Annotated in this window: 18 protein-coding genes and 1 pseudogene; 11 read left to right on the top strand and 8 right to left on the bottom strand. The window is 54.4% G+C overall.

Annotated features, from left to right (window positions below; translation table 11 throughout):
• Both RAHAQ2_RS20695 and ugpQ read left to right on the top strand, forming a co-directional pair.
• Nucleotides 1–1,074 carry a sn-glycerol-3-phosphate import ATP-binding protein UgpC gene (locus RAHAQ2_RS20695; RefSeq protein WP_015699077.1) on the top strand — a complete coding sequence of 358 codons (1,074 nt, stop codon included), beginning with the start codon at nt 1–3 and terminating at the stop codon, nt 1,072–1,074.
• 2 nt (nt 1,075–1,076) lie between these two features.
• Nucleotides 1,077–1,817: a glycerophosphodiester phosphodiesterase gene (gene ugpQ / locus RAHAQ2_RS20690; RefSeq protein WP_015699076.1), complete on the top strand. Its 741-nt coding sequence runs from the start codon at nt 1,077–1,079 to the stop codon at nt 1,815–1,817.
• Between the two features lie 60 nt (nt 1,818–1,877).
• On the opposite strand, the gene RAHAQ2_RS20685 is transcribed toward ugpQ, so the two are convergent.
• On the bottom strand, nt 1,878–2,180 hold the full coding sequence (locus tag RAHAQ2_RS20685; RefSeq protein WP_015699075.1) for a DUF2756 domain-containing protein: 303 nt from the start codon (nt 2,178–2,180) through the stop codon (nt 1,878–1,880).
• Between the two features lie 213 nt (nt 2,181–2,393).
• On the opposite strand from RAHAQ2_RS20685, the gene RAHAQ2_RS20680 reads away from it, so the two are divergent.
• A complete protein-coding gene (locus RAHAQ2_RS20680; protein ID WP_015699074.1) occupies nt 2,394–3,293 on the top strand; it encodes a carboxylate/amino acid/amine transporter in 900 nt (299 codons plus the stop codon).
• On the opposite strand, the gene metR is transcribed toward RAHAQ2_RS20680, so the two are convergent.
• On the bottom strand, nt 3,199–4,134 hold the full coding sequence (gene metR, locus RAHAQ2_RS25200) for an HTH-type transcriptional regulator MetR (RefSeq protein WP_015699073.1): 936 nt from the start codon (nt 4,132–4,134) through the stop codon (nt 3,199–3,201). The genes RAHAQ2_RS20680 and metR overlap by 95 nt on opposite strands.
• Nucleotides 4,135–4,238: 104 nt before the next feature.
• Here metR and metE point away from each other — a divergent pair, with 104 nt between their 5' ends.
• Together metE and RAHAQ2_RS26250 are read left to right on the top strand one after the other, a co-directional pair.
• Nucleotides 4,239–6,518: a 5-methyltetrahydropteroyltriglutamate--homocysteine S-methyltransferase gene (gene metE, locus RAHAQ2_RS20665; protein ID WP_015699072.1), complete on the top strand. Its 2,280-nt coding sequence runs from the start codon at nt 4,239–4,241 to the stop codon at nt 6,516–6,518.
• An 83-nt stretch (nt 6,519–6,601) separates the two neighbouring features.
• Nucleotides 6,602–6,700: pseudogene (locus RAHAQ2_RS26250) on the top strand (AraC family transcriptional regulator); the annotation flags it as partial.
• A 3-nt stretch (nt 6,701–6,703) separates the two neighbouring features.
• Here RAHAQ2_RS26250 and RAHAQ2_RS20660 read toward each other — a convergent pair.
• The 5 genes from RAHAQ2_RS20660 to RAHAQ2_RS20640 are packed head-to-tail and all read right to left on the bottom strand — an operon-like array spanning nt 6,704 to nt 11,679.
• A complete protein-coding gene (locus RAHAQ2_RS20660) occupies nt 6,704–7,048 on the bottom strand; it encodes a PTS fructose-like transporter subunit IIB (protein ID WP_015699071.1) in 345 nt (114 codons plus the stop codon).
• A 25-nt stretch (nt 7,049–7,073) separates the two neighbouring features.
• A complete protein-coding gene (locus RAHAQ2_RS20655; RefSeq protein WP_015699070.1) occupies nt 7,074–7,961 on the bottom strand; it encodes a [formate-C-acetyltransferase]-activating enzyme in 888 nt (295 codons plus the stop codon).
• Nucleotides 7,927–10,224, bottom strand: a complete 2,298-nt coding sequence (locus RAHAQ2_RS20650) for a formate C-acetyltransferase (RefSeq protein ID WP_015699069.1) — start codon at nt 10,222–10,224, stop codon at nt 7,927–7,929. Before RAHAQ2_RS20650 ends, RAHAQ2_RS20655 begins: the two co-directional genes overlap by 35 nt.
• Nucleotides 10,225–10,240: 16 nt before the next feature.
• Entirely contained in the window at nt 10,241–10,570 is a 330-nt protein-coding gene (locus RAHAQ2_RS20645; RefSeq protein ID WP_015699068.1) for a PTS fructose-like transporter subunit IIB, read from the bottom strand.
• Between the two features lie 29 nt (nt 10,571–10,599).
• The gene (locus RAHAQ2_RS20640) at nt 10,600–11,679 is read right to left on the bottom strand and encodes a PTS fructose transporter subunit EIIC (protein ID WP_015699067.1); all 1,080 of its coding nucleotides are present in this window, start codon (nt 11,677–11,679) and stop codon (nt 10,600–10,602) included.
• Nucleotides 11,680–12,045: 366 nt separating this feature from the next.
• Between RAHAQ2_RS20640 and ptsP the strand changes: the two genes are divergently transcribed.
• Together ptsP and fsa are read left to right on the top strand one after the other, a co-directional pair.
• Nucleotides 12,046–14,550 (top strand): phosphoenolpyruvate--protein phosphotransferase, encoded by a 2,505-nt coding sequence (gene ptsP / locus RAHAQ2_RS20635; protein ID WP_015699066.1) that lies wholly within the window; start codon nt 12,046–12,048, stop codon nt 14,548–14,550.
• An 11-nt stretch (nt 14,551–14,561) separates the two neighbouring features.
• Complete coding sequence (gene fsa, locus RAHAQ2_RS20630) at nt 14,562–15,224, top strand: fructose-6-phosphate aldolase (RefSeq protein ID WP_015699065.1); 663 nt, start codon at nt 14,562–14,564, stop codon at nt 15,222–15,224.
• 87 nt (nt 15,225–15,311) lie between these two features.
• On the opposite strand, the gene RAHAQ2_RS20625 is transcribed toward fsa, so the two are convergent.
• On the bottom strand, nt 15,312–16,139 hold the full coding sequence (locus RAHAQ2_RS20625; RefSeq protein ID WP_015699064.1) for a dienelactone hydrolase family protein: 828 nt from the start codon (nt 16,137–16,139) through the stop codon (nt 15,312–15,314).
• 184 nt (nt 16,140–16,323) lie between these two features.
• On the opposite strand from RAHAQ2_RS20625, the gene katE reads away from it, so the two are divergent.
• The 4 genes from katE to rmuC all read left to right on the top strand — a co-directional run bounded on the left by katE (nt 16,324) and on the right by rmuC (nt 21,981).
• Nucleotides 16,324–18,606, top strand: coding sequence for a catalase HPII (gene katE / locus RAHAQ2_RS20620; protein WP_037040889.1), 2,283 nt, complete (start codon nt 16,324–16,326; stop codon nt 18,604–18,606).
• Between the two features lie 224 nt (nt 18,607–18,830).
• Nucleotides 18,831–19,595 carry a uridine phosphorylase gene (udp, locus tag RAHAQ2_RS20615; RefSeq protein ID WP_015699062.1) on the top strand — a complete coding sequence of 255 codons (765 nt, stop codon included), beginning with the start codon at nt 18,831–18,833 and terminating at the stop codon, nt 19,593–19,595.
• 160 nt (nt 19,596–19,755) lie between these two features.
• Complete coding sequence (locus tag RAHAQ2_RS20610; protein ID WP_015699061.1) at nt 19,756–20,283, top strand: DedA family protein; 528 nt, start codon at nt 19,756–19,758, stop codon at nt 20,281–20,283.
• A gap of 156 nt (nt 20,284–20,439) precedes the next feature.
• Nucleotides 20,440–21,981: a DNA recombination protein RmuC gene (rmuC, locus tag RAHAQ2_RS20605; RefSeq protein WP_015699060.1), complete on the top strand. Its 1,542-nt coding sequence runs from the start codon at nt 20,440–20,442 to the stop codon at nt 21,979–21,981.
• Nucleotides 21,982–22,062: the final 81 nt, after the last annotated feature.

The raw sequence follows: 22,062 nt of genomic DNA, 5'->3' as shown, positions 1-22,062 counted from the left end.
ATGGCAAATTTGAAATTACAGGCAGTGACCAAATCCTACGACGGCAAAAACCAGATTATCCAAAGCATTGATCTGGACGTCGCTGACGGCGAATTCATCGTGATGGTCGGCCCTTCCGGCTGTGGAAAATCCACCCTGCTGCGCATGGTCGCCGGGCTGGAGCGCACCACCTCCGGTGATATTTATATTAACGACCAGCGCGTCACCGAGCTGGAACCGAAAGATCGCGGTATCGCGATGGTGTTTCAGAACTACGCGCTGTACCCGCATATGAGCGTATTCGATAACATGGCGTATGGCCTGAAAATTCGCGGCTTCGGCAAGGCGCAGATCCTCGCCCGCGTCGAAGAAGCGGCGCGCATTCTCGAGCTCGGCCCGCTACTCAAACGCAAACCGCGTGAGCTTTCCGGTGGCCAGCGTCAGCGCGTGGCGATGGGGCGCGCTATCGTGCGTGAACCGGCGGTATTTCTGTTCGACGAACCGCTGTCCAATCTTGACGCCAAGCTGCGTGTGCAGATGCGCCTCGAACTGCAACAGCTTCACCGCCGTCTGCGTACCACCAGTTTGTACGTCACGCACGATCAGGTCGAAGCCATGACGCTGGCGGAACGCGTGATCGTGATGAACAAAGGCATTGCCGAACAAATCGGTACGCCGTCTGAGGTTTACCGCCGTCCGGCAAGTCTGTTTGTTGCCAGCTTTATCGGCTCTCCGGCCATGAATTTATTGCCGGGCCAGCTGACCACTGACGGTACATCGCTGGTAATGGAAGACGGATTCGAACTGCCGTTGCCGGTTCCACGCCCGGAATGGGGAGGTCGCGAACTGACAGTGGGCATCCGTCCTGAACATATTCATCTGACTGATGATTCGCAGAAGGGGATCCCGATGGTATTGAATACGCTGGAACTGCTGGGCGCGGATAATCTGGCGCACGGCAAACTGGCGGACAGCGGTGTCGTGGTGCGTTTATCCCATGAAGTATTCCCGACAACCGGTTCGCTGTTGCGCTTGGATTTCCCGGCGAAAGCGTTACACTTTTTCGATACTCACAGCGGATTACGGATGGAATGAACATGAAAGCCTGGCCATATCCTCGCATTGTGGCACACCGTGGCGGCGGCGCACTGGCACCGGAAAATACACTGGCAGCCATCGATACGGGCGCCAGATACGGTCACACCATGATCGAATTTGACGCCAAACTGGCGCAAGACGGGGAAATCTTCCTGCTACATGACGATACCCTGAACCGCACCAGCAACGGCTGGGGCGTGGCCGGTGAATTGCCGTGGGAAAAACTCGAAAAGCTCGATGCCGGTAACTGGTACAGCGCCGCTTTTAAAGGTGAGAAATTACCGCTGCTGGCGCAGGTGGCCGAACGCTGTGCGCGTCATCATATGATGGTGAATATCGAGATCAAACCCACCACCGGAACTGATGAGAAAACCGGCACCGACGTCGCGCTGGCTGCCCGTGAATTGTGGAAAGATCAGGCCGTTCCGCCGTTGCTTTCTTCTTTCGAATTCAATGCGTTAGTTGCCGCCAAAAAAGCCGCACCGGAATTGCCTCGCGGCTTACTGATCGACGAATGGCATGAAGACTGGAAAGCACTGACCGACGAACTGGAATGTGTTTCCCTGCACCTCAACCATAAGTTATTGAACGAAGAACGCGTCCGGGCGATTAAAGACGCCGGGCTGCATATTCTGGTGTACACGGTGAACAATCCGGCGCGCGCGCGTGAATTGTTGGGCTGGGGCGTGGACTGTATTTGTACCGATAAGATTGATGTGATCGGGCCGGACTTTGTGTAGAACGTGCCGGTAAAATCCTGTATCAGGCGTGGTACTCACCACGCCTGACTGACATGTGGATTACGGCGTCTGATTCAATTTCTGATTCAGCGTCTGGTTATTTTGCTGGATCTGCAAACGCTGCTGATTGCTCTGGATTTGCGACTTCAGTTTGAGTTGCTGCTGTTGCTGACTGTTACGCAAATCCTGCTCCTGCTGGCGTTTTTGCATCTGCTGATTGTTTTGCTGTTGTTGTTGCATGCGCTGTTGCGACGGGTTGGTCAGCAGCGGATCGTTAGGATTCGGCACCTTTTCGGCGGCGCTGGCGGTTTGCACGGCAAACAGCAATGGCAGCGCGGCGAGCATTCCATATAAACATTTCATCAGGTCATCCTCCATTTCCAGTCATCGTTTAAGTGTATGCCATCCCGGCGGCGGGCGTGTCATTTGAGCGCACGATTCCCTCAAAGCGTGCTGCTGCTCTCGTTTGCTCTATAATTAACCAAAGGTAAACCATCTTCACCCGTCGCGGTTTTCCCCATTCCGTTACAATCGTGCATCTTTCACTTTTTCTCTGACAAACAGGGCTTATCTGCCGTGCCTTTACTCATCATCACCACCATTTTGTGGGCCTTTTCCTTCAGCCTGATTGGCGTGTATCTGGCCGGACAGGTCGATAGCGTGTTCTCCGTGTTAGTCCGTTTAGGGCTGGCGGCGCTGGTTTTCCTGCCGTTTTTACGCTGGAAAGGCCATCAGCTCACCACCATTTTGCTGTATATGGCGGTGGGGGCGATGCAGCTCGGGATCATGTATCTCATCAGCTTCGAAGCTTATCTGTACCTGTCGGTACCGGAATTCCTGTTGTTTACGGTCATGACGCCGCTGTATGTCACGCTGATTTATGACCTGATCAGCGGGCGGAAAATCCGCATGGGCTATGCGCTCAGCGCGCTGCTGGCGGTAGCCGGGGCGGCGATTATCCGTTACGACCATATCAGCGAACATTTCATCATCGGTTTGCTGCTGGTGCAGGCGGCGAATATCTGTTTTGCCATCGGGCAGGTGGGATACAAACGTCTGATGGAAACCCGTCCGGTGCCGCAACATACGGCGTTTTCCTGGTTCTATCTGGGGGCGTTGCTTTGCGCAGTGGTGGCGTGGTTCCTGTGGGGAAATCCGCAAAAACTGCCGACCACGAATTTACAGTGGGGCATTCTGGTGTGGCTGGGGATCGGGGCTTCAGGGCTGGGATACTTCATGTGGAACTACGGGGCGACGCAGGTTGATGCGGGAACGTTGGGGATTATGAACAACTTTCACGTCCCGGCCGGGCTGCTGGTGAATCTGGCGATCTGGCAACAGCAGCCGCACTGGCCGAGCTTTATCATCGGTGCCGCTGTGATTATGTCCTCACTGTGGGTACACCGGCGTTGGGTCGTGCCGCGTCGCGAACAAACGGCAGATGATCGCACGCGTGCTGCCGCGCCGAACGAATAAACGCTTCCGTCACAGGCTGACGCTGTTCGCCGTCACGCACGGCGGCGTACAACCGGCTCCATAAGCCATCGCCCAGGGTTTTGGTCACCACCAGACCCTGGCGCTCAAAACTCTCCACGACCCAGTGGGGTAACGCCGCAATTCCCATTCTCGCCGACACCATCTGAATCAATAACAACGTGTTATCGACACTTTTCAGTGACGGGCTGACGCCTGCCGGTTGCAGGAAATGTCGCCAGATATCCAGACGCTGGCGTTGCACCGGATAAATCATCAGCGTTTCCGTACTGAGATCTTCCGGCGTGATGACCGCTTTGGTCGCCAGCGGATGATCCGGTGCCAGCACCAGACGCACTTCAAAATCGAACATCGGCGAATAGTGCAAACCGCTGCGCGGCAGGATGTCAGAGGTTAATACGATGTCCAGCTCGCCCTGTTGCAGCGCGGGCTGCGGGTCGAAGGTCACGCCGGATTTGAAATCCATCATCACCTGCGGCCAGTTCTGATGGAAGTTATCCAGCGCGGGGGTCAGCCACTGAATACAACTGTGACATTCAATCGCGATACGCAGTGAAGTCTGGTGCGGCTCATTGCAGGCCTGCAATGCCTGCTGAATTTGCGGCAGCACCTGTTCTGCCAGGTTCAGCATGATTTCGCCCTGCGGGGTAAAACGCAGAGGCTGACTTTTTCGCACAAACAATCTGAAACCGAGACGTTGCTCAAGGTCACTGAACTGGTGCGACAGGGCCGATTGGGTCTGATGAAGCTGCGAGGCGGCTGCGGCCAGTGACCCGGTGTTGCGCAGTGCTTGCAACGTTCGCAGGTGTTTCAGTTCGATCATGAGAGTCCTTCACTGTGTCATGAATAATTTGCGCTTGTGGAATATACACTACCTGCGGATTATGGATGTGTAAACATCTGGATGGCTAAACAGGAATTAAAAAGATGACGATACTGAATCACACTCTGGGTTTTCCACGCGTTGGTCTGCGTCGTGAACTTAAAAAAGCACAAGAAAGCTACTGGGCAGGGCACTCCACTCAGGAAGAACTGCTGGCCACCGGCCGCGAACTGCGTGCCCGTCACTGGAAACAACAAGCTGAAGCCGGCGTGGATTGGGTGCCGGTGGGTGATTTCGCCTGGTACGATCACGTACTGACCACCAGCCTGCTGCTGGGTAACGTACCGGCACGTCATCAGAATGCCGACGGCTCTGTTGACCTCGATACCTTATTCCGTCTTGGCCGTGGCCGTGCACCGACCGGTAAACCGGCTGCCGCGGCGGAAATGACCAAATGGTTTAACACCAACTACCACTACATGGTGCCGGAGTTCGTCAAAGGTCAGAAATTCAAACTGAGCTGGACACAGCTGCTGGAAGAAGTGGACGAAGCGCTGGCGCTCGGTCACAAGGTGAAACCGGTTCTGCTTGGCCCGCTGACCTATCTCTGGCTCGGTAAAGTGAAAGGTGAACAGTTTGACCGTCTTTCCCTGCTCAACGACATCCTGCCTGTGTATCAGCAACTGCTGGCTGAACTGGCAAAACGCGACATCCAATGGGTGCAGATCGACGAACCGGCACTGGTGCTGGAACTGCCGCAGCAATGGCTGGATGCGTACAAACCGGCTTATACCGCGCTGGAACAGAGCAAAACCAAACTGCTGCTGACCACTTACTTCGACAGCGTCGGGCATAACCTCGACACACTTCGCCAGTTGCCGGTTCAGGGGCTGCATATTGATGCCGTCGCCGGTCGTGACGATCTGCAAACCGTCATCAACGCGCTGCCAAAAGACTGGCTGATTTCTCTGGGGGTGATCAATGGCCGCAATGTCTGGCGTGCGGATCTGAGCACCTGGTTTGAGCGTCTGAAGCCACTGGTTGAAGGCCGTAATGTCTGGATCGGCAGCTCCTGTTCACTGCTGCACAGCCCGATCGACTTAAGCGTCGAAAGCCGTCTGGATGAGGAAGTGAAAAGCTGGTTCGCCTTCGCCCTGCAAAAATGTGCCGAGCTGGCATTGCTGACGTCTGCGCTGAACAATCCGACTGCACAGGCACTACAGAAACTGGCGGAATACAGTGCGCCAATCCGCGCCCGCCGTGAATCTGCCCGTGTGAACAATCCGGCGGTCGGTAAACGTGTGGCGGCGATCACTGCCGCAGATATTGAGCGCCCGAATGTTTACACCGAACGCGCCAAAGCGCAGCGTGCCCGTTTCAACCTGCCGGCATGGCCGACAACCACCATCGGCTCATTCCCGCAAACCACGGAAATCCGCGGCCTGCGTCTGGACTTCAAACAAGGCCGTCTGGATAACACCAGATACCGTACCGGTATCAGTGAACACATTAAGCAAGCCATCAGAGAACAGGAACGTCTGGATATCGACGTGCTGGTGCACGGTGAAGCTGAACGTAACGACATGGTGGAATACTTCGGCGAACATCTGGACGGTTTTGTGTTTACGCAAAACGGCTGGGTACAAAGCTACGGTTCACGTTGCGTAAAACCGCCGGTGATTATCGGCGACGTCAGCCGTCCGCAAGCCATCACCGTGGAGTGGGCGAAGTACGCGCAGTCCCTGACCGAAAAACCGGTGAAAGGCATGCTGACCGGCCCGCTTACTATTCTCTGCTGGTCGTTCCCGCGTGAAGATGTCAGCCGCGAAATCATCGCCCGACAAATCGCGCTGGCACTGCGTGACGAAGTGGAAGATCTGGAAAAAGCCGGTATCGGTATTATCCAGATTGACGAACCGGCGCTGCGGGAAGGCCTGCCACTGCGCCAGTCGGAATGGAATGCCTACCTGCGCTGGGCGGTGGATGCGTTCAAACTGAATGCCGCGGTTGCCCGTGACGACACGCAAATCCACACCCACATGTGTTACTGCGAGTTCAACGACATCATGGATTCCATTGCCGCGCTGGACGCGGATGTGATCACCATCGAAACCTCACGATCCGATATGGACTTGCTGGAGTCGTTTAAAGATTTCGAATACCCGAACGAAATCGGGCCGGGCGTCTATGACATTCACTCACCGAATGTACCCAGCGTGGAATGGATTGAAGACCTGCTGCGTAAAGCGGCGGATCGTATTCCGGCAGAACGCCTGTGGGTCAACCCGGACTGCGGCCTGAAAACCCGTGGCTGGCCGGAAACCCGTGAGTCACTGGAAAACATGGTGAAAGCCGCCAAACGTCTGCGTGCTGAGAAGGCCTGAGGAAGCGCAGACCCGATTTACGTTGTGTTGTTGCTGAAACGTTTGGGGCACTCCGGTGCCCCCTTTTTATTCCGGTGTTTGAACATCCTTGCGGTATCCGCCAGTTCAGGAAAAGCACGGAGCGCTCTCCGTGCGAATACCGGCGGCAATACCGCAGTCATCGTGAAAACAGGGCGTCGTAACCGTCAGGGGAGAACGATTTTCGTTCCCTGAGGCGATGTGGCGAGTTTCTTTACGGCTGCCATCACTTTTTCCGGCGTGCGTAAAAAGGTGTGAATGCCGGTCTGGACGCAGCGGTTATGTGCAAACCGTTCGCTGTTTTCCAGCTGAATTTCAGTGACTAACAGAACAATGTCTGCCTGAGCAATGTCGTTTTCTGAGAGTGCGTTTTCGATGCCCAGCGCACCCTGCGTTTCGACTTTCACCGGCCATTTTTCGTGGAGGCACAGTTTTTCCAGCTTTTCTGCCGCCATATAAGTATGCGCCACACCGCTGATACAGGCGGTTACGGCGACCAGTTTGAGCGACATAGTGTGTTTCCCCTGATTAAAAAGTTTATCCACCGAGCGTCACGTTATAACCGTATTTTTCGGCCATCGCATAAAACGGCGCAATAGCGGAGGCATCCGGCACCTTTGTCTTGTGCATTGAATACGTTTTATCCAGTAACGGATATTTCGCTTCGCCGTATTTGTGGAAGGGCAGCAGATGGATTTCAGTTAAGTTGAAGGGCTGCAGGAAATCCAGAATGTGTTGGATATTTTCAAGCGTTAACGTGAATCCCGGGATCAGCGGCAGGCGGGGGAGCAGCTTAACGCCGCGTCGGGCCAGCGCCGTAAAATTTTGCAGTACTCTCGGCTGGTTCATATTGAGAACCGATCTTGCCTGAGCAGGATCCATTATCTTGAAGTCATACAACACCTGATCGCAGTGACCGGCGAGCGCCAGCAGGTGATCCAGCGGTGCATCGCCCGCTGTTTCGATCGCCGTCGAAATGCCTAATGCCTGTAGCTCCTTAAGCAACTCACTGGCAAATGCGTGTTGCATCAGCACTTCACCGCCGGAAAGCGTGACACCACCACCCGATGAGCGGAAAAAAATCTCATCTTTAAGCAGGCGCGTCATTAAGTCCGCCACCGTGATGTCTTCGCCAACGTATTCCATTGCGCCGCTCGGGCATTCGACGGGATCCTGCAGGCAGGTGCGGCAGTTCAGACATTTTGCCTGACGTTTGATTATCTGAATGCGCGGCGACATCGATTCAGGGTTGGCGCACCACGGGCAGCGGTGGAGGCAGCCTTTGAAGAAAACCAGGGTACGGATACCCTGGCCATCGTTGAGAGAAAAACGCTGAATGTTGAAAATACGCCCCTGTCTTTCCGGCGCATTGATCACCGGAATGCGCAACTCAGAGCTGATGCGCGGTACGGCCAATGATGTCATTCTGGATCTCCTTTGACAGCTCAACAAAGAATGCGCTGTATCCCGCCACCCTGACGACCAGCCCCGCAAAATCCTGCGGGCGTTTTTGCGCTTCGAGAAGCTGTTCGGCATTCACCACGTTAAACTGAATATGCTGCAATTTAAGGCGGGTAAATGCGCCGAGGAAATCAGCCAGTTTATTCAGCCCCTGCTGGCCTTCAAGCGTCGATGGCGTGAATTTCACATTCAGCAGCGTGCCGTTGGAGAGCAACATATTGTCGAGTTTACTGACGGATTTGAGTACCGCAGTCGGCCCCTGATGGTCCTGTCCCAGCATCGGCGAAAGCCCGCCATCCGCCAGTTGTTCACCGGCAAAACGGCCATCCGGCGTTGCGCCGACTACTGCACCCAAAGGTACGTGTGCGGAAACGGTATAAGAACCCGGCGTAAACTGACCGCCGCGCGGATTGCGATACTGCTCGACTTCCTTACAGTAAAAACGCAGCAAATCCGCACTGATCAAATCGACTTCATCAATGTCATTACCATACTTCTCAAAGCGGTGTATCAGACGGGCACGAATGGCGCGACCTTCTTCGCTGGCAAAATTCTCCCGCAGCGAAGTCAGTAATTCATCAAAGGTCAGGCGTTGCTGATCAAACACCATGCCTTTCAGCGCATGCAGAGAATCGCTGAGGTTGGCGATGCCGATACCCTGAACACCGGAAAAGTTATAACGGGCGCCGCCCGCGGTGATGTCTTTGCCGCTGTCCAGACAACCTTCAATAAACGAAGACAGCAGCGGCACCGGTGCCCGGTCGCGGTGGCCGATATCACAGATATTGCTGCCCTGTGCCATCAGCCTGACGTAATGGCTGATTTTCTGCCGGATTTGTTGTACCAGTTCAGGGTACGTTATCGCCGCGTTGCCCTCGTTTTCATGCAGCGTCAGCTCCATGACTTTTAGCAGGTTAAACATGGCGATATCGTGCAGCCCGTAGGTTTTGCCAGGAATGGATAATTCGACGCAGCCTACTACCGCATAATCCCGCGCATCCTCGAGATTTACGCCGCGATTGAGAAACGCCGGAACCACCACTTCATCATTGAATATTTGCGGAATACCGGTGCCAAGACGGATCGTTTCGGCGGTTTTCAGCAGGAACGGGCGGTCGATCAGTTCATTGACCCGCACGCCAAGGTTGGGCTGTGGCAGGCAAACACGCTGATAGGCATCCAGACACAAAAACGACAGGACATTGACGGCGCTGCGGCCGGTATCGGTCAGGCCACCGAGTAAAATGGTGTAACCCGTCGGGAATCCGGCGAAGTAACGTGCGCTGGCGGTCGAGCGCAGCAGCACGATGTCATTGCATTTTACCCACAGGCTTTCCAGCAACTCTTGAAGAAACGCCGGTGATTCGCCGTGCGAAAGAGAATGCTGATAGAACGGCAGCATGTATTGATCGAAGCGCCCGAGCGACAAAGAACTGGCGTTGGATTCAATCTGCAAAATGATATTCATGTACCAGAACAGCTGACAGGCCTGATAGAAATCTTGTGGCCTGTTGGCCGAAATATGACGCGAAATGCAGGCAATACGCGCCAGTTCCTGTTTTCTGGTTTCATCCTGACAGGCTTCTGCTAACGCTTCTGCCAGCGCGGCGTAGCGCAAAATATGCCGCTGTGCTGCCTGCAGTGTCATCAGCGCTGCCTGATAAAAGACATTATCAGGCGTACCGGCAACGTGCTGCTGAAGCGCTGACACTACCTTATCCAGGCCAGAATTCAGCAGGCGGGGATAATCGATAATGATGTGCCCCTGACCTTTATCAGTCTGGTTGATACTGAAAATCTGCGTTTGGGTGGCCGCTTTCACCTCTTCCGGCATCTGGCTGTTGATGAAATCTTTCATCGAATGCGATTCCCAGTAAGGGAAAAGCTGCCCGCGGTAAATCTGTTTGTCCTGCTCAGAAATGTTGAAACGGTCCTGCGGGCGGGTGGAAAACGTGTCCAGCTCTTTCAGCAGCCAGTAGGGGTCCATTTCAGGCGAGATGATCCCCGCACGCGGTTTAACTGTACGGTTGCCGGCAATCAGTTCGTCCTCACGCAGGGCAATCTCAACATTATCCAGAATGTAGGCCGTGGCTTTCGCGCGGCGCAAAAGCGTGGGTTCGCCTTCTGTGCTGCGGTAACTTTCAGTATACAGCAGGGCCCGTTCCAGCGAGATCTCACGCGGGCTGGCGAAAAGTGCAGCTTTCAGACGTTCTGTACGGGCAGTCATCTTGTTCTCCCTGGGGTCAATCCGTGACGGCAGCTTTGGCAAGGTGTGCTGCGATTTTTTCCATGATGGCATCCGCGCGTTTTACGGCATCGCTGATGGCGACGCGCACCGTCACTTTGCCTTTGAAACGCTCCTCCTGTTTGATGCCGATGTCTTTGGTCAGGATCACGATGTCTGCCGCAGCCACATCTTCCGGTGTCAGTTCGTTTTCCAGACCGATTGAACCCTGCGTTTCCACCTTGCATTCCCAGCCTTTGGCCCTGGCGGCGCGTTCAATGGCTTCGGCGGCCATGTAAGTGTGAGCAACACCGGACGGGCAGGCAGTAACAGCAATAATGTGAGTCATGATGTTTCCTTCTGTTTTTTGCAGAGATATCAGTTAATTTCGAAGTCCAGATCAAGGTCAGATTCCTGACGTCTTTTTGCCGACTGTTTTTTGGCGGCCAGATATTTCAGCGTGTTGACGCACAATGCGGTGACAACCATGCCAACCAGCAGCGCGCCGATATACCCCAGTTTTCCCTGCACAACCGGCAGCACAATCAGCCCGCCCCAGCCAGCGTAGCATTGCGCACCCACCAGGGCGGCAGTCACCGCCGCACAAGCAGAACCGAACATGATGGAAGGAATGACGCGCAGCGGGTCAGCGGCGGCAAAAGGTATGGCACCTTCGGTGATACCGACGCAGCCCATCAGCATGGCGGCTTTGCCCGCCTCGCGCTCTTCGGTGGAATAGTATTTACGGCCAATCAGCGTGGCAAAACCCAGCCCCAGCGGCGGTGTCGCGATAGCCACGGCGGCAATTGCCACCACGGTATACACGCCCTGCGCTACGCAAATCAGCATGAAAGCGTAGGCGACTTTATTCACCGGCCCGCCCATGTCGAAGGCCAGCATCAGCCCCATGATGATGGCGAGCACAACAATGCTGCCTTGTTGCATGCCTTGCAGCCAGTGAGTCAGGGAGGTGGTCAGCAGACCAACCGGTTCGCCCAGTCCCCACATCATGACCCCCGCTGTCAGCAGCGTACCAATAATCGGGATCACGAAGATCGGCATCACCGAGCGCAGGATCTTCGGTACGCGGATCTTCTTAAGATAGAAGACGATAATGCCGCCCAGCAGACCGGCGATGATCGCGCCAAAAAAGCCTGCGCCGAATGACGCGCCGACCCAGGCACCGATCGCCGAAGGGGCGAGGGCGGAACGGTCGGAGATGGAATAACCGATATAAGCTGCCAGAAAAGGCACCATCAGGGTTAAACCGGCGACGCCGATATCAAACAGCTTTTTCAGGTTCGGGTCCGTCGCGGCATCCGGTACGGCACCTTTGCCATACAACATCACGGAAACCGCCAGCAGAATGCCGCCCGCGACCACAAAGGGGATCATATGAGACACGCCAGTCATCAGATGCTGGCGGGTATTTTTTAGAATATTGAGTAAATCTTTCATGATGAACTCCACGAAACCGGTGTCGGGCTGAAAATCGCAAATATCAGGGGTTTCATTTCAAAAACCGCAGATACAGAAAGGCTATCGACCTCAACAATAGGCTGCTGACCGGGGCACTCATAGTGGACAAATTTGTGTTTTACTGGACTTTTGTAATGTCCTCCCAAAAATGCGAGCAGGTTCAAATAACCCGAAATAATGCGAGATTTCTGCGCATCTTTGCAGTGTGAGCTGCCTCGCAAAAAACAATTGATATTACATTTATCCAGTGTTTGTCATTTTTGTCTGGTAGCTATCGGAGCCGCCTGACTCTTATTCTGCAAGGAGCCGGTGCATTACACCGGAATTAGGGATGAGGATTCAGAAATGACCAAGAAGTTGAGCTTCACCTGCATGTTGGTAAATGGTGTTCACGCCCGCCCGGCCAGCCATATTGAAACGCTGTGCAACGGTTTCAGGTCTGCATTTGAGTGGCACAATGGGCGCACGGATCGTATTGCCGATGGTAAAAGTGTTCTTTCACTGATTGGTGCCGATATTCTGTTTAACGATGAATGTCACGTGACCATCGAAGGGAATGACGAAGATGCCGCGCATGCGGCGCTGGCGCATTTCATTGAACATCAGCTTCCTTATTGCGATGAAGCCCTGCCTGAACATGATGAAAACGCTGAACTTGAGCCGCTTCCTGAATCTCTGATGCATCTTTCTCCGCTGGTTTTCCGCGCCCGTTCAGTCAGTGAGGGCTGCGCGCTGGGGAAACTGGTCAGTCTGTCCAGTGTAAATCTGGCGACGCTCAGGGATTTACCGGAATCTCAGGGGAAAGATAAAGAACAAAGTCTGCTTTCCGCCGGGCTGGCACAGCTTGAAAAATCTCTCGAATTACAACTGATGGCGGGCAGCGGGACGATCACGGCGGTGCTGGAGGCGCACCGTTCTTTGCTGCGTGATAACAGCCTGCGCGAAGCTTTGCTGAGCCGCGTGGCGCAAGGCCTGAGTTGTGCGCAAAGCATTGTCGATACCGCCGCGCATTTCAGCGTGCAGCTCACACAATCGTCCAGTGCCTATTTGCGGGAACGCGAACTCGATATCCGTGATGTCAGCTTCCAGCTTTTGCAGCAAATCTATGGCGAGGAGCGCTTTCCTTCTCAGCAGGCACTGAGCGAAGCCAGTATTTGTCTGGCAGATGAACTGACGCCAAGCCAGTTTCTCGGTCTGGATAAAACACATCTTAAAGGTCTGTTGCTTGGCAGCGGGGGCAGTACGTCGCATACCGTGATCCTCGCCCGATCGTTCAATGTTCCTGCTCTCGTTGGTGTGGATCCGCAGCCGCTTCAGGCCTACTTACAACAGGATGTGCAGATCGATGGCGATCTCGGGCTGATTGCCTGTGTCCTCAGCGAGCCGGTACGCCGCTATTATCGTCAGGAACAGGCAGTGCATCAGGCGTTGCGCGGACAGCAAAGCGAATATCTCGATAAACCGGGATACACCGCCGATGGCGTGCGTCTTGAAGTGGCGGCCAATATTGCCCACCCGGTTGAAGCCAGCGCGGCGTTTGGTCACGGTGCAGAGGCCGTCGGGTTGTTCCGTACAGAAATGCTGTATATGGATCGCGCCAGCGCTCCTTCCGAAGATGAGTTGTACAACATCTATTGTCAGGCTACGGAGGCGGCCAACGGCAAAACCATCATTATCCGCACCATGGATATCGGGGGTGATAAGCCGGTTCATTATCTGAATATTCCTGCCGAAAACAACCCGTTCCTCGGTTATCGCGCCGTGCGTATTTATCAGGAATTTCTGCCGTTATTCCATACGCAGTTGCGTTCGATCCTGCGCGCTTCGGCGCACGGATCGCTGAAAATCATGATCCCGATGATCTCATCGATGGAAGAGATCTTATGGGTGAAAGAGAAGCTGGCGGAAGCCAAACAGTCGCTGCGCAGCGAGCAGGTTCCTTTCGATGAAAAAATTCAGCTGGGGATCATGCTGGAAGTGCCATCAGTCATGTTCATCATCGATCAGTGCTGCGAAGAGATTGATTTCTTTAGCATCGGCAGCAATGACCTGACGCAGTATCTGCTGGCGGTTGACCGTGATAATGCGAAAGTGACCCGCCATTACAACAGCCTGAATCCTGCCTTCCTGCGCGGCCTCGACCACGTCGTGCGCGAAGTGCATCGTCATGGTAAATGGATTGGCTTATGCGGCGAGCTGGGGGCGAAAGGCTCGGTGTTGCCGCTGCTGGCCGGACTGGGGCTCGATGAAATCAGCATGAGTGCACCGTCGGTTCCGGTAACCAAAGCGCGTCTGGCAAAACTCGACAGCCGCGAATGTCGCCTGCTGCTTAACCGCGCCATGCAGTGTCGCACTTCGCTGGAAGTCGAACACCTGCTGGCGCAGTTCAGGATGGCGGTCAACGATGCGCCACTGATTACGGCGGAATGTGTGGTGCTTAATCCCGACTGGCGCAGTAAAGAAGAAGTGATTAAAGGCATGGTGGATAACCTGATGCTGGCCGGACGTTGCCGTTATCCGCGCAAACTCGCCGCTGATGTCTGGGCGCGTGAAGCCGTATTTTCCACCGGTCTCGGTTTCGGCTTTGCGATACCGCACACTAAATCAGAGCACATTGAACAATCGACGATCAGTGTCGCGAAACTTGCGCAACCGGTGCAGTGGGGCGATGAAGAAGCACAGTTTGTGATCATGCTGACGCTGAATAAACATGCCGCAGGCGACCAGCATATGCGGATTTTCTCAAAGCTGGCGCGACGGATCATGCACGACAGTTTCCGCGATGCACTGATGCATTCGACGACAGCCGCGCAGATTGAAGCGCTGCTTAAACAAGAACTGGAACTCTGACAGGAGAGGGTATGGAACTTTATCTGGATACGGCTGATATCAGTGCAGTAAAACGTTTATCGCGGATTTTGCCGTTGCAGGGCGTGACCACTAATCCGAGCATTGTCGCTACATCGCACACTTCCCTGTGGGAGGTCTTGCCCGCGCTTCGTGATGCATTAGGGGGTGAAGGGAAACTGTTTGCACAGGTGCTGGCGAATCAAACTGAGCAGATGGTGGAAGAAGCTGAATTGCTGCATTCCCGTGTGCCGGGTCTGGTGGTCAAAGTGCCGGTAACCGCCGCCGGGCTGGCAGCGATTAAGATCCTGCGTACCCGTAAAATCCCGACGCTGGGCACTGCGGTGTATGGTGCCGGGCAGGGGTTGCTGTCGGCGCTGGCTGGTGCAGAATATGTGGCGCCTTACGTGAACCGGGTGGATGCCCAGGGCGGTGATGGCATTGCCATGGTGACGGAGTTGCAGCAATTGCTGTCCCTGCATGCGCCGCATGCCAAAGTGCTGGCCGCCAGTTTTAAAACATCGCGTCAGGTGCTGGCCTGTCTGCTGGCAGGTTGCCAGTCGGTCACTCTTCCGGTTGACGTAGCGGAGCAATTTATCAGTGCGCCCGCCGTACAGGCGGCTGTCGATAAATTTGAACAGGACTGGCAGGGTGCCTTCGGGCAACTGTCACTGTAATCGGCTAACGTTGCGTAAAAAGCCCGACAGGAAAACCTGTCGGGCTTTGTCGTTTTTCACACCTTAATTTACTTCACCGCGTACTTTTTACTTCACACCGTACTGAGCAAAGAATGCCAGCATCCGTTGCCAGCCGTCAGCGGCGGCTTCTGCATGGTAACTCGGGCGATAATCGGCGTTAAACGCGTGGCCCGCTTCGGGATATACCACGATTTCCGCCGTGGCATTGGCTGCGCGAATGGCCTGGCGCATGGTTTCAATGGTATCCAGCGGAATGCTCGAATCTTCCCCGCCATACAAACCCAGCACCGGTGCATCCAGCGCCGCTGCGCGATCAACCGGTTGTGACGGGCTGGTCAGCGTTTTATCACCGACCAGTTTGCCGTACCACGCCACACCCGCTTTCAGTTGCGGATTGTGCGCCGCATACAGCCAGGTAATGCGCCCGCCCCAGCAGAAACCGGTGATGCCTAATTTGGAAATGTCCCCGCCATGTTGTGATGCCCAGTGCGCGGTGTGGTCGAGATCGGAAAGTACCTGCTGATCCGGCACTTTGCTGACCAGCTTGGCAAAAAGCTCACTGATTTCGCTGTAATCACGCGGGTCACCCTGGCGGAAATACAACTCCGGCGCGATGGCCAGATAACCCTGCTTCGCCAGTCGGCGGCAGATATCCTGAATGTGTTCGTGTACACCAAAAATCTCCTGCACCACCAGCACGATCGGCAATTTTCCCGTGAAGTGCTCCGGACGGGCGAGATAGGCGGGCATATCTTCGCCCTGCGAGGGGATGGTGGTCTGGCCTGCATGCAGCCCGTCGGTATCGGTGTGGATTGTGGTGCTGGCGACGGGAGTGACGGCAGGAGCAAAGCTGGTCGGAGCCTGTTTCAGGGTAAGCAATTCTTCTTTTTTCATTGGGGGTCTCCAGGCAAGTGTCCATACGAAAATCTGTGGCTATGGATTAAAACTATAGCCGGAAAGCATGAACAGCAAGGCACAAGAGATGTTCTATAGTTAAAAGTTAATAAGGAAAGTCATCATGGAAGATTTACAGAACGTCCACAGAACACCCGAAACCTTTGTCGAGGAGCTATGTTCAATGTCAAAATTACCCGCTAAAACGACCCAGAAAAGTGAGTCCAAATCGGTAAGCCGCGCCCCCGCCACGGGCATTGAGTCTTCGCAGCCAGGCCTGGGCGATCTTGCGCCGGGCGATCGTGCTTATCAGCCTTCGCCACAACCGACACCGCCAGGAAAAGAACCGACCGCTCCCGGCAGCGCCAAGAGTCCGAAAAATACCAATGCCAAGCTTGATGCATTAGAACGCCACCGTAAGAACGGCGAAAAGCAGCCGCTGACCACCAATCAGGGCACCAAAATTGCTGATGATCAGAACTCGCTGAAAGCCGGAAGCCGTGGCCCGACACTGCTTGAAGATTTCATCCTTCGCGAAAAAATCACTCATTTTGACCATGAGCGCATCCCTGAACGTATCGTTCATGCACGCGGTGCAGCGGCGCACGGTTATTTTCAGCCATACCGCAGTATGAAAGACGTGACTAAAGCCAGTTTCCTCTCAGACCCCGAACAGAAAACACCGGTCTTTGTGCGATTTTCTACCGTGCAGGGCTCCCGTGGCTCGGCAGATACCGTGCGCGATATCCGCGGCTGGGCGACCAAGTTTTATACGGATGAAGGGATTTACGATCTGGTGGGTAACAATACGCCAGTGTTCTTTATTCAGGATGCCCATAAATTCCCTGACTTTGTACATGCGGTCAAACCCGAGCCGCACAACGAAATCCCGCAAGGCGCGAGTGCGCACGATTCCTTCTGGGATTACGTATCCCTGCAACCGGAAACGCTACATAACGTTTTCTGGGCAATGTCTGATCGTGGTATTCCGCGCAGTTATCGCACAATGGAAGGCTTCGGCATTCATACCTTCCGCTTCGTGAATGCAGAAGGGAAAGCCACTTTTGTCCGTTTTCACTGGAAACCGCTGGCCGGAAAAGCCTCGCTGTTATGGGATGAAGCACAGAAACTGGCCGGGAAAGATGCCGATTTCCACCGCCGTGATTTGTGGGAAGCCATCGAAGCGGGGGATTATCCGGAATACGAACTGGGGGTTCAGCTGATTCCCGAAGAAGACGAGTTCAAATTTGATTTCGATCTGCTCGACCCGACCAAGCTGATCCCTGAAAAACTGGTACCGGTAGAACTGATCGGCAAAATGGTGCTTAACCGTAATCCCGATAATTTCTTTGCCGAAACTGAGCAGGCCGCATTCCACCCGGGACACATCGTGCCGGGCATCGATTTCACCAATGATCCGCTGTTACAGGGCCGATTGTTCTCTTACACCGACACGCAAATCAGCCGTCTTGGCGGGCCTAATTTCCATGAAATTCCGATTAACCGGCCGACGTGTCCTTTCCATAACTTCCAGCGTGACGGCATGCATCGTCAGGACATTGATACGAATCCGGCGAATTACGAGCCGAACTCCCTCAACAATAACTGGCCGAGGGAAACGCCTCCGGCAGCATCCGGCGGCGGTTTTGAAAGTTATCCTGAGCGGGTTGATGCAGAAAAAATCCGCCAGCGCAGCCCGTCATTTGCCGAATACTATGCCCATCCGCGCCTGTTCTGGCTGAGCCAGACACCGGCGGAGCAGGATCATATTGTCGGCGCCTTCTCATTTGAATTATCAAAGGTGGCGCGACCGTATATCCGCGAGCGTGTAGTGGATCTGTTGGCGCATGTTGATCAGACGCTGGCGCAGAAAGTGGCGAAAAATCTCGGCATTACCCTTTCCGCTGAAATCCTGAAGATCAAACCGCCGAAGCCCGTTAACGGGCTGAAAAATGATCCGTCACTGAGTTTGTATGCCAGCGGTAAAGGCACGATCAAAGGGCGGCAGGTCGCGATATTGCTGGGCGAAGGTGTGAATGCGGCGGATGTTCTGGAAACCTTACAGGCATTTCAGGCCGCTGGCGTTCATCCGAAGCTGCTGGCCAGTCATTTAGGCAATGTGACTGCCGATGATGGTTCCACGCTGCCGGTTGATGCCACGTTTGCCGGATCGCCTTCCATCACCGTTGATGCAGTGATTGTTCCGCACGGGCATATCGACGCACTGCTGATGAATGGTGATGCGCGGCATTACGTGCTCGAAGCCTACAAGCACCTGAAAGTGGTGGGCCTAAGCGGTGATGCGCGCCGCTTCAAATCGTTGCTGGGGCTGACGGATGGAGTGCCGGAAGAGGGCGTTGTCGAAGGCGAAAAAGCCGAAGGCGCATTACTGAAAACCTTCCTCGACGACATGCATAAACATCGGATCTGGTCGCGCAGTGCGGCAGCAGATGCTGTTCCTGCCTGATTTACAGTAATTTATAAGCAGGCAATCCCCGATAGCGGTGATTGCCTGCTTAAAATTTCCTCATTCGTGCCTTAATTTGTGACTTTCATAACAAATTAAATGTAAGCGCATTTTCTGTTGTTACATCATAGTGACGACCATCACGAAATAACGTCACAATGTTCAGTACAGTTGCCGGGTGTTCCTCCTGCCAATAAATGTTCTTACACACCGAGGAGTTTGTTATGTCTCAGCCTGAAGTTTTCCATCTTGGCCTGGCCAAAAAAGATTTGAACGGCGCAACGCTGGCGATTGTGCCCGGCGACCCTGAGCGCGTAGAAAAAATTGCCAAACTGATGGAGAACCCGGTACGTCTGGCCTCCCACCGCGAATTTACCTCATGGCGTGCTGAACTTGACGGCAAATCTGTGATTGTTTGCTCAACCGGTATTGGTGGCCCTTCGACCTCCATTGCCGTTGAAGAACTGGCGCAACTGGGGATCCGCACTTTTCTGCGTGTCGGCACAACCGGCGCGATCCAGCCACACATCAATGTCGGTGACGTGCTGGTGACCACCGCCGCCGTTCGTCTTGATGGCGCGAGCCTGCACTTTGCGCCGATGGAATTCCCTGCAGTAGCCGATTTTGCCTGCACCACCGCGCTGGTTGCAGCGGCAGAAGCCGTGGGTGCCGCGACGCACATTGGCGTTACCGCCTCTTCTGACACCTTCTATCCGGGTCAGGAACGTTATGACACATACTCCGGCCGTGTTGTCCGTCGCTTCAAAGAATCGATGAAAGAGTGGCAGGAAATGGGCGTCATGAACTACGAAATGGAATCTGCGACTCTGCTGACCATGTGTGCCAGCCAGGGCCTGCGCGCAGGTATGGTTGCCGGTGTTATCGTGAACCGCACGCAGCAGGAAATTCCTAATGCGGAAACCATGAAAAAGACCGAAAGCCATGCGGTGAAGATTGTTGTCGAAGCAGCAAGGCGTTTAATCGCATAAAGGCACAGCGTTTAAAAAACTAAAACAACCACATCTACGGGCTGCCTCTGGCGGCCCATTTTTTTGCCCCGCTAAGCAGATCTGTTAAGGTCATGTTAGTAATCCATCTGAAATAATTGATGAGCGTCCTCCTGGATCTCTGACAAAAGGAACTGCATTTTTGACTGTTCATGACCTTCTTGAGTACACCACTACCTTCATCCGCGCCCATCAGGTATGGGCTGCCCCGATCGTTTTCTTTCTGGCCTTTGGTGAGTCTCTGGCATTCCTTTCTCTGCTGCTTCCGGCAACGTTTATCTTGCTGGGACTCGGCGCGCTGATTGGCGAAACCGGTATTCCGTTCTGGCCCATCTGGGCTGCTGCCGCCGCCGGCGCTTTCCTGGGCGACTGGCTTTCTTACTGGATTGGTGCCCGTTATCAGGATCGGGTTGGTCACTTCTGGCCTTTCTCCCGTCATCCGCAAATGTTGGTTCGGGGACACGCTTTCTTTGAAAAATGGGGCATGCCGGGGGCTTTTATCGGCCGCTTCTTTGGCCCGCTACGTGCTGTTGTGCCATTGGTTGCCGGGATCTGCGGTATGCCGCAAAAATATTTCCAGATTGCCAATGTGACATCGGCACTCATCTGGGCTTTCGGCATTCTGGCGCCTGGTGCTTTTGGCATTCAGTGGCTGAGCCGCTGGTTTTGAATCCTGCTCCCGGCAGCTGACCATCGCAAGAGGCAAATTCAGAGAAATTCCTTTTTGGAAGACGTCTCGCAAAGGCTCAATGCAACAGAAAATAGACTGGACATCCATACAGCCTGACATTACCTTGGCCGCAAGAGACTTTAAGAGGGAAATCGCGTGGATATCAGCATTCTGACTGCCCTGGGGGCGGGGTTAATGGGCTTACTCTTAGGTTGGCTGATCGCCAGTTTGCGACAACAGCAACAGCAGACGGAGTATGAAACGCAGCGCCGTTTGCTGGAACAATCGCTGGAACAGGTTAAAGCAGAAAATGATACGCACAAAAGCGAGCGGCTATCAGGCCAGCAGCAACTGCGTGAGGCTGAACTTGAGTTGCGAAAACTGCACAGCCTGCAGGCGGCCAGCCAGGAAAAATTACAACTACTTGCTCACTGGCAAAACGAGTGTGAGCAACTGAATCAGGAACTGCGTGCGCAGCGGGAAATCAACAGCGCGCAGGAAGCAGAGTTGCGTGAGGTTTCAACCCGTCTGGATGAAACCCGTATGGCGGCTGAAGAAAAGCAGCGTCTGCTGATTAACAGCGAACAGCGCCTGAGCAGCCAGTTTGAAAATCTGGCTAACCGGATTTTCGAACAAAATGGCCGTCGTGCCGACGAACAAAACAAGCAAAGTCTCGACAAGTTACTGCTGCCGTTGCGCGAACAACTGGATGGTTTTCGCCGTCAGGTGCAGGACAGCTTCGGGCAGGAAGCTCGTGAGCGACATACGCTGGCGCATGAGATCCGCAATCTGCAGCAACTGAATGTGGAGATGGCGCGTGAAGCCGTCAACCTGACCAAGGCCCTGAAAGGCGACAATAAAACGCAGGGCAACTGGGGGGAAGTGGTGCTGAGTCGTGTGCTCGAGGCCTCCGGTTTACGCGAAGGGTATGAATACCAGACGCAGGTCAGCGTGCAGGTTGACAGCAACAGCCGCATGCAACCTGATGTGGTCGTACGGTTACCGCAGAATAAAGACGTGGTGATTGACGCCAAAATGACGCTGGTCGCGTATGAGCGCTATTTCAACAGCGAGGATGACAGCGAGCGGGAAGTGGCACTCAATGAACATATTGCCTCGGTGCGCGGGCATATCCGCCTGCTCGGGCGTAAAGATTACCAGCAACTTCCTGGTCTGCGCAGCCTCGATTATGTGCTGATGTTTATTCCCGTTGAGCCCGCTTTTCTGCTGGCTATCGACCGTGAGCCTGAATTGATCAGCGAAGCGCTCCGCCACAATATTATGCTGGTCAGCCCGACGACCCTGCTGGTGGCGCTGCGCACTATCAGCAACTTATGGCGCTATGAGCATCAGAGCCAGAACGCCAAACGTATCGCCGACCGTGCGGCACGTCTTTACGACAAACTGCGGCTGTTTGTGGATGACATGGAGTCGATGGGGCAAAGTCTCGACAAAGCGCAGGGAAGTTATCGATCCGCGATGAATAAACTCTCGCAAGGCCGTGGTAATCTTATCGGGCAGGTGGAAAGTTTCCGCGCGCTGGGTGTTGAAGTTAAACGGCCTATCAGTCCTTCTCTGGCTGAAATAGCGAAAGCGGAAAATGAACCTGAAAATACCGCATCTCTGCCCGATACCTCTGATGCGGAAGAAGAACAGACGCGTAACCCGGATGAGTTAACGCCTCACGAGCAGGCATAGGGCCTGCACTGTGTTTGTGATTCAATGCGTGAATCTTTGCAATATGTTGAATCACCATCGGTGATGGGGCTTTCGAACGGG

The organism is Rahnella aquatilis CIP 78.65 = ATCC 33071 (assembly GCF_000241955.1).
GTDB classification, from domain to species: Bacteria; Pseudomonadota; Gammaproteobacteria; order Enterobacterales; family Enterobacteriaceae; genus Rahnella; species Rahnella aquatilis.
Note: the sequence above shows the minus strand (reverse complement) of the source record. Positions and strands in the feature narration are given on the sequence as shown.

What these genes read in the sequence shown, in the direction of transcription:
- RAHAQ2_RS20695 (WP_015699077.1), top strand. Translation starts at nt 1, where the DNA reads ATGGCAAATTTGAAATTACAGGCAGTGACCAAATCCTACGACGGCAAA.
- ugpQ (WP_015699076.1), top strand. Translation starts at nt 1,077, where the DNA reads ATGAAAGCCTGGCCATATCCTCGCATTGTGGCACACCGTGGCGGCGGC.
- RAHAQ2_RS20685 (WP_015699075.1), bottom strand. Translation starts at nt 2,180, where the DNA reads ATGAAATGTTTATATGGAATGCTCGCCGCGCTGCCATTGCTGTTTGCC.
- metR (WP_015699073.1), bottom strand. Translation starts at nt 4,134, where the DNA reads ATGATCGAACTGAAACACCTGCGAACGTTGCAAGCACTGCGCAACACC.
- metE (WP_015699072.1), top strand. Translation starts at nt 4,239, where the DNA reads ATGACGATACTGAATCACACTCTGGGTTTTCCACGCGTTGGTCTGCGT.
- RAHAQ2_RS20660 (WP_015699071.1), bottom strand. Translation starts at nt 7,048, where the DNA reads ATGTCGCTCAAACTGGTCGCCGTAACCGCCTGTATCAGCGGTGTGGCG.
- RAHAQ2_RS20655 (WP_015699070.1), bottom strand. Translation starts at nt 7,961, where the DNA reads ATGACATCATTGGCCGTACCGCGCATCAGCTCTGAGTTGCGCATTCCG.
- RAHAQ2_RS20650 (WP_015699069.1), bottom strand. Translation starts at nt 10,224, where the DNA reads ATGACTGCCCGTACAGAACGTCTGAAAGCTGCACTTTTCGCCAGCCCG.
- RAHAQ2_RS20645 (WP_015699068.1), bottom strand. Translation starts at nt 10,570, where the DNA reads ATGACTCACATTATTGCTGTTACTGCCTGCCCGTCCGGTGTTGCTCAC.
- RAHAQ2_RS20640 (WP_015699067.1), bottom strand. Translation starts at nt 11,679, where the DNA reads ATGAAAGATTTACTCAATATTCTAAAAAATACCCGCCAGCATCTGATG.
- ptsP (WP_015699066.1), top strand. Translation starts at nt 12,046, where the DNA reads ATGACCAAGAAGTTGAGCTTCACCTGCATGTTGGTAAATGGTGTTCAC.
- fsa (WP_015699065.1), top strand. Translation starts at nt 14,562, where the DNA reads ATGGAACTTTATCTGGATACGGCTGATATCAGTGCAGTAAAACGTTTA.
- RAHAQ2_RS20625 (WP_015699064.1), bottom strand. Translation starts at nt 16,139, where the DNA reads ATGAAAAAAGAAGAATTGCTTACCCTGAAACAGGCTCCGACCAGCTTT.
- katE (WP_037040889.1), top strand. Translation starts at nt 16,324, where the DNA reads ATGTCAAAATTACCCGCTAAAACGACCCAGAAAAGTGAGTCCAAATCG.
- udp (WP_015699062.1), top strand. Translation starts at nt 18,831, where the DNA reads ATGTCTCAGCCTGAAGTTTTCCATCTTGGCCTGGCCAAAAAAGATTTG.